Annotated in this window: 1 protein-coding gene; it reads left to right on the top strand. The window is 43.3% G+C overall.

All coding sequences use genetic code 11. The features are described 5' to 3' along the window. Positions 1-453, top strand: a 453-nt coding sequence (locus tag LJE11_RS19265; protein ID WP_161324063.1) for an RNA-guided endonuclease InsQ/TnpB family protein, incomplete at its 5' end; no start/stop codon positions are given. Positions 454-526 lie beyond the last annotated feature (73 nt).

Genomic DNA, 526 nt, shown 5'->3' with positions numbered 1-526 from the left:
CTTTCCAGATGTGAAAAGGGCAGCCGTAACTATCAGAAACAGAAGAAAAAGGTTGCTTTATATCATGAAAAGATAAAGAACCAGAGGAAGGATTTCCAGCATAAGCTCAGCCACAGCCTTGCAGAAGACTATGACGCGGTATGTGTGGAGGATCTGAACCTGAAGGGGATAGCCGGAGGCCTGCATTTCGGAAAAGGGATACAGGATAACGGATACGGTCAGTTCCTTTCCATGCTTGGATATAAGCTGGAAGAACGTGGAAAATATCTGATAAAAGTAGACAGATATTTTGCATCCAGTAAGATATGCAGCGTATGCGGACATAAGAAGAAAGAGCTGGCATTATCAGAACGGATATACCTATGCGAATGTGGAAACCGGATGGACCGGGATGTGAATGCGGCGGTCAATATTCTGAAAGAAGGAAAAAGAATATATAAAAAATGTGCATAATAGCACAGAAAAGATCCGTAACCGGATAAAAAAAGAACCGCGGGACACGCGGGGATAGCCTGTTTTAGCTTTG

Origin of the sequence: Blautia sp. DFI.1.216, assembly GCF_020594215.1 — a bacterium.
In the GTDB taxonomy this organism is placed as follows: domain Bacteria; phylum Bacillota; class Clostridia; order Lachnospirales; family Lachnospiraceae; genus Blautia_A; species Blautia_A wexlerae.
This window is presented reverse-complemented; position numbering and strand designations above follow the sequence as displayed.